General features: G+C 70.1%; 1 protein-coding gene. It reads right to left on the bottom strand.

The window, feature by feature from the left end:
* The coding region (locus KZZ07_RS26825) for a response regulator transcription factor (protein WP_219520000.1) at positions 1-281 on the bottom strand (281 nt) is incomplete at both ends.

Genomic DNA, 281 nt, shown 5'->3' with positions numbered 1-281 from the left:
AGCGCCTCGAGTTCGGCGACCCCCGCGCTCGAGGCGCGCCGGGTCCTGTCCCGCTCGATCGCGACCGCGATGGCGTCGAGCATGTCTTGGTCGCGGAACGGCTTGGTCAGGAAGTCGAGCGCGCCCGCCTTCATGGCCTGGACGGTCATGGGGATGTCGCCGTGGCCGGTCATGAAGATGATCGGCATGCGGTTGCCCATCGCGGCCAGCTTCGCCTGCAGGTCGAGACCGCTGGATCCCGGCAGCCGCACATCGAGGATCAGGCAGCCCGGGCGGTCCGG

It is taken from the genome of Mameliella sp. CS4 (assembly GCF_019392335.1).
Taxonomy (GTDB): Bacteria; Pseudomonadota; Alphaproteobacteria; order Rhodobacterales; family Rhodobacteraceae; genus Antarctobacter.
The sequence above is the reverse complement of the archived record's forward strand: the minus strand, read 5'-3'. Positions and strand labels throughout refer to the sequence as shown.